Here is a 5,782-nt window from a genome sequence, read left to right as displayed (position 1 = left end):
CATCCAGTTCCACGGCGGGATGGGCTTCACCTGGGAAGCGTCGCCGCACCTGTACTTCAAGCGCGCCCGGTCGTCGGAGATCTTCCTCGGCGACGCCGACGCCCACCGGGAAGCCCTCGCCCAGCGCATCGGCATCTAGGGGGATCTTCAACGGCGGAGGTGCGGGACGTGGCCGGCCGCTCAGGTCCTTCCGGGCAGCACCCCGGGTGCGGGACAGACGGTGCCCCGGTGCCTCCTGATACCGCCTCCCCGGCGGGGCGCAACTTTCCCATAACGACATGAATGTGACATTCATGTCGCTATGACGACATGAATGTGGCACCGATGTCGTTACCGCAGACCGGGGCGGGTGACTGGCGGGGTCACCGGGGCCGGTGCGGCAGCCGGGACCCGGGGATGACAGTATCCGCCACCATGAAGATCATTAGTCTGCGGCTCAATCTCCACACGGCCTCCACGCCATCTCCACGCCGCCTCCACACGGTCGCCCGTAATAATGGCTCCTGGGGGCTTTGTCTTTACGCCGCAACTGACGGCCTCGGCCTTTGCCCACGCAAAGGTAACACTAATGCGATTAGGTTCGACGAGTGGCAGGAATTAGCGAAGCTAGCTGATTTTACTGCCACGTCGGCACATGGCGTCATATGTGATTGCGGCGAGGGGGGACCATGGCGTACGGTGCGATCGCTCGGATGTCGGCATCAAGGCTCATTTCGCTGCCGCCGGCTTTAAGGCTCCGCGCGGACGGTGCGAGCCGGCGGTATTTTCTTGCTGAAATAGCGTCGCCCGCCGATGCGGCTGACTCAATCAGCAATCAACTTCAGCGTACCGGCCGCCAGATCACGTCGAATTGCCGGCCTGACATTAACCGTGAGCGCGATATGTCGCTCCGCTCAACCCTGCGACGCTGCGTGTAAGAGGGACAGGAGGCGCATCATGCTCCGGAAGGCTCGCGTGCGGTTCTGGATCGAGGTCATCCTGGCCGCGGTCACCGCCGCGCTACTGCTGCTGACGCTCATCTCGCGAGAGTGGATCGAAGAGGTCTTCGGAGTCGAACCAGATGCTGGCAGCGGCGCATTGGAATGGGCGATCGTGGTCGCTCTCGCCGTGGCCACGGTGGCCTTCAGTCTGCTCGCGCGAGCCGAATGGAAGCGCGCAGTGGCCCTCAGGGCCTGAACGAAGCACACCTGAACGGAGCACATCGGTACCGATTGGAGTACGTGATGGCCGAACCGGGATCGCGAAAGCGTTCGAAGAAGGATCCTGAGCCACCCGAGACGGGCTGGACAGACCGCGTGCCTACCAGCCCGGAGTCGGCCAGATCGGAGCCCGCCAGATCGGAGCCGGCGGAGCCGGAGGGGATTGAGCAGGAGCCGGCGGACGACGAACGGACCCGCCGGGAGGTACTGGCGACACCGGCCGACCTCCATGCGGATTACGTGCGGCAGCGAGTCGACAGTGATGAGGGGCCGACCCCGGAGGCCTATGCCCGCGCTCGGGCCCAGTGGCGCCGGCTACCCGGGGCAGTGTCGGCGAGCCCCGCTGATAGCGGCGAGCCTCCTCCGCCGGCCGACGACCGCGGTCCGGCCGACGACCGGAGTCCGGGGGAGTAGCAAATGGCGCTCAAGGGTACGGCGTGGAAGCCGATCGGACCGAGCCCGATCGCCAGCGCTTCCTCTCGATTCGACAACGGGATCGTCACCTCGGTAGCTGTCCATCCCGCCAATCCATCGATCGTCTACCTCGGGACCGGTGGCGGAGGCGTATGGCGGACCGTCGACAACGGCGTCAGCTGGCGACCGCTCTTCGATCGTCAGGTCTCGCTCAACATCGGCGAGGCCAGCGCCATTGCCATCGACCCGATTGACCCCGACACGATCTATGTCGGCATCAGCGGCGCGGCCTTCGCCCGGCCCGGCGCCTTCGCGCTCAATGCGATCGATACGACCGCCGGCCGGGGCCTCTACAAGTCAGCCGACGCGGGGGCGACGTGGATCCGGCTCGGCAGCGGCTTCCCGGTGGAGAACACGGGAACAGCGAATGCCTTCTTCCGCGACTGGATCTATTCGATCGTCGTCGATCCCGCGAATCGGCAGGTCGTCTACCTCGCCGCGCAGAGCGGGGTCTACCGCTCGGTCAACGGCGGGCTGAACTGGACGCTCGGCACCAATGCCGGGGGAAACGCCGAGTCCCTGGCCGTCGACCTGAGTTCGCCCGCCAACGCCCGCGTGCTCTACGCGGGCGTCAACGGCACCGGTGTCATCAGCTCGCCCGATGGCGGTGTGACCTGGTCGGTTAACAACGCCGCGAGCACCGCGCTCGGGACCGGGTTCGGCAAGGTGGTGGTGGCGCTGGCGCCGCCGGCGTCGCCCGCGAACCCGGCCGGAGTGCAGGTCATCTACCTCACGGCCCAGAACACGAGCTCGGACAACCCGGTCGGCTTCTTCGTCAGCACCGACGCAGGCGCGACGTGGTCGGCGCGGTCGGCGACCAACCTCAGCGTCGCGGGCGCCACCCAGGGCGGCTACAGCTTCACGTTCGCGGTCGACCCGGCCTCACCGGGCGACGGGTCGACCGACACGATCTACCTGGGCTGCGTGCGTCAGCTCAAGTCGACGGACTCGGGCAATACCTTCGCGTCGGTGGCCGGAGCGGCACCGGCCTTCCCGCTTCTGCACGCCGACACCCATGTCTGGGCCTTCGCGCCTCCCGGCTCCACGCCGACGCCGGTGTACGTGGGCACCGACGGCGGCTGCTACCAGTCGAACGACGGCGGATCCACCTGGACGCACCACAACAGCGGCTCGGTCCAGTCGACGCTGTTCTACAACATCGACAGCAAGCCCGACCCGGCCGCCACCGTGGTGGTCGGCGCGCTCCAGGACAACGGCGTCCAGACCACGGCCGGCCAGCCCGCGCCGCAGTGGCAGGCCCGCAACGGCGACGGCTGGACCGCGGTGTACGACGGGGGAGCGAACTCGGCGGTCGTGTACGCGTCCGACGGCGTCTACTCGGCCGCCCCTCGCACCAGGATCTTCCGCTCCAGCAACGACGGTGCCAGCTACCCGACCGCCATCACGCCGTGGGGCACGACGAGCGACCAGGGCGCGTTCATCACCTCGATCGCGACCCGTCCAGGGACCGCGGGCACGGTCTACGCGTGTGGCCGGCAGAACCTGTGGCAGAGCCTGGACAGCGGCGGCACCTGGCGCATCGTCGACTCCCAGGGCGGGCCGGGAGACATCGCGGTGTCGCCCACCGACGGCAACTACGTCGTCCACGCTGTCGGCCGGCGCGTGTTCCTCAGCACCAACGCCCTGGCCGCGACCGTCGGCGGGCCGAACGGCGTCCAGTTCGCCGACATCACCCGCAACCTGCCGAACAACGGCCGGAACGTGCAGCGCGTGGCGTTCGACCCGATCGATCCCACGATCATCTATGCCGTTCTCGGCGGCTTCGACGGACAGCTGCCCGGCCAGCAGGGCCACGTCTTCCGCACCACCGCGGCGTCGGCGGCCTGGACCGACATCTCGCCGCCGGTCGACATCCCGATGGGCGCGATCGCGCTCGACGCCACGACGACGCCGGCGACTATCTACGTCGGTACCGACCTGGGCGTCGTGCGCACCGTTGACCTGGGCCGCTCATGGTCGGTGGTCGACGACATCCACCTGCCGCTGGTGCCGGTGACCGATCTCGAGTTCAGTGAGCAGGCGGGCGTGCTGCGCGCCGCGACGTTCGGCCGCGGGGTGTTCGAGTTCGCCACGCCAGACGGGCCGTCGGTGAACCTGAGCCTCCAGGACGGGCTCGACTTCGAGACCGTGTGCCCTGGTGACCATGGTGACCTGACGCTGGAGGTCGTGAACGTCGGCCGGTCCGACCTCACGGTGATCAGCGTCGCCAGGAGCGTCGGTTCGGCCGCCTTCTCCGTGCTGCCCTTCCCGTCATGCCCAGCCGTCGTGGCGCCGGGGGAGCAGCTCGACCTGGTCGTCCGCTACGAACCGACGGCGCCGGGCGGGCGGCCGGAAGCGGCCACGATCCGCGTCCTGACCGACGATCCCGGCGCTCCGATCGTCGATGTACTGGCCACGGGAGAAGCGGGCCGGGCGGCGGCCGAGCTGGTGATGCCGCCCGGCGGCTCGGTCGGTGACGTCTGCGTCGGGGACACCCTCGACGTGCCCGTCGTGATCAGCAACTCCGGCACCTGCGCCCTCGTGATCAGGCGCATCAGCTTCCCGCCCGGTTCTCCGTTCTCGGTCTCGACGGTGCTCAGCTACCCCGTCGTCGTCGAGGCGGGGGCGAGCCTGACGGTGATGGTCCGGTTCGCTCCCACGGCCCAGGGCCCGGCTTCGGCGACCCTGAGGGTCACGAGCAACGACCCCAGCAGTCCGCGAACCGCTGAGCTGACCGGGATGGCGCCACCGCCGCGACTGGTCACGATCGTCGCGGACAGCGGGGATGTGGGCCCGGCCTGCGTAGGGCACTTCACCGACGCGACGCTCACCATCGCCAACAGCGGGTGCTGCTGCCTGTCGCTCTTCGAGATCGCCAGCGACTCCGCCGAGTTCGGTGTGCCCGCGGTCCTCGCCTTCCCGGTCGTGATCCACCCCGGCGACAACATCGAGGTTCCGATCCGGTTCCAGCCGCTGTCGTTCGGCGGCAAGACGGCGACGATCACGATCGTCTCCGACGACCCGGCCAGCCCGCACACCGTCCCGCTGCACGGGCTGGCACCGCACGGCACCGTCGCCGTGACGGGCTCCGCCTGCTTCGGCGAGGTGCTCTTCGGGACCCGGGTACAGCAGCGGCTCACGTTCTCGAATGTCGGCGACTGCGACCTCCACGTGACGTGCGTGGGTTTCGAAGGCTGCCGGTGCCCCGGCTGCGAACACCTGGTGCTCGTGCGCAATCCGTTCCCGGCCACGCTCCATCCGGGTGCCGCGCTCGACCTCGTGCTGCAGTACACCGCGACGGGAGGTTCCCCCTGCACCAGGCACCTCGCCGTCGAGAGCGACGATCCCGACCACCCGAAGGTCGTCATCGACGTGTCGGCCTCGACGAAGATGACGCTCAACGGCGCCCTGCGCGGCTGGCTGGCGAGCAACCTGCACTCGCTGCTCGCGACCGTCAGCACGCCTCCGTGCGACGAGGGGTCGCACGGCCCGTCCGATCACCCCTGCTGAGCCGGTCCGGCCCCCGCCGGTCCGGCCCCGGCCGGTCCGGTGCCCGCCGGACCGGCCCCCCGCCGGCCAGGGCGCCCGCCGGCTTCATCGCCAGGCGAAGACGGGCTGCTCGAAGTGGGCCACCCGGGTGGTCAGGCCGTGCAGCGCCAGCTGGCAGAACTGGTGGATGATGGCGCCGGTCGGCGCGTACACATGGTCGCCCCCCAGCGCCAGGCGCAGGACCGGCGCGGGCGATTCCGGGATGCGCAGCAGCTCGGGCGGGCGGTCGAAGCTGGCCAGCGGGATCACGTGGATCCGGGCCACTTCCGACGGTTGCCTGACGAGCGTGCGCACCGGGCCGCCCCACACCACCACCGGAGTGATGAGGAAGCCGGACCGGGTGGCGTAGTCATCGAGAGTGCCCAGCACATCGGCTGCCCCGGCCGTCACGCCGGTTTCCTCGCGCAGTTCCCTCAGCGCCGTGTCCTCGGCGGACTCGCCGGGATCGCGGCTTCCGCCGGGCAGCGCCCACTGCCCGGAGTGATTCCGCAGGCCTGCTGCTCGCTTGGTGAGCAGCAGGCAGGGTTCGTCCCGCCGCTCCAGGACGCACACCGCCACCG

At 69.3% G+C, this 5,782-nt stretch carries 4 protein-coding genes; 3 read left to right on the top strand and 1 reads right to left on the bottom strand.

The features are described from left to right. The first annotated feature begins 1 nt into the window (after position 1). From VML93_RS20190 to VML93_RS20180, 3 genes are all read left to right on the top strand, one after another. Entirely contained in the window at positions 2-139 is a 138-nt protein-coding gene (locus tag VML93_RS20190) for an acyl-CoA dehydrogenase family protein (RefSeq protein ID WP_325613404.1), read from the top strand. Between the two features lie 797 nt (positions 140-936). Then, entirely contained in the window at positions 937-1,176 is a 240-nt protein-coding gene (locus VML93_RS20185; RefSeq protein WP_325613403.1) for a hypothetical protein, read from the top strand. A 440-nt stretch (positions 1,177-1,616) separates the two neighbouring features. Next, on the top strand, positions 1,617-5,183 hold the full coding sequence (locus VML93_RS20180; RefSeq protein ID WP_325613401.1) for a choice-of-anchor D domain-containing protein: 3,567 nt from the start codon (positions 1,617-1,619) through the stop codon (positions 5,181-5,183). An 84-nt stretch (positions 5,184-5,267) separates the two neighbouring features. Here VML93_RS20180 and VML93_RS20175 read toward each other — a convergent pair. Further along, positions 5,268-5,782: CoA pyrophosphatase (locus VML93_RS20175; protein WP_325613400.1), on the bottom strand; the 515-nt coding region annotated here is incomplete at its 5' end.

This window comes from Mycobacterium sp. (assembly GCF_035499775.1).
Lineage (GTDB): Bacteria > Actinomycetota > Actinomycetes > Mycobacteriales > Mycobacteriaceae > Mycobacterium.
Note: the sequence above shows the minus strand (reverse complement) of the source record. Positions and strands in the feature narration are given on the sequence as shown.

Coding starts and splice junctions, on each gene's coding strand:
- VML93_RS20185 (WP_325613403.1), top strand. CDS start 937: ATGCTCCGGAAGGCTCGCGTGCGGTTCTGGATCGAGGTCATCCTGGCC.
- VML93_RS20180 (WP_325613401.1), top strand. CDS start 1,617: ATGGCGCTCAAGGGTACGGCGTGGAAGCCGATCGGACCGAGCCCGATC.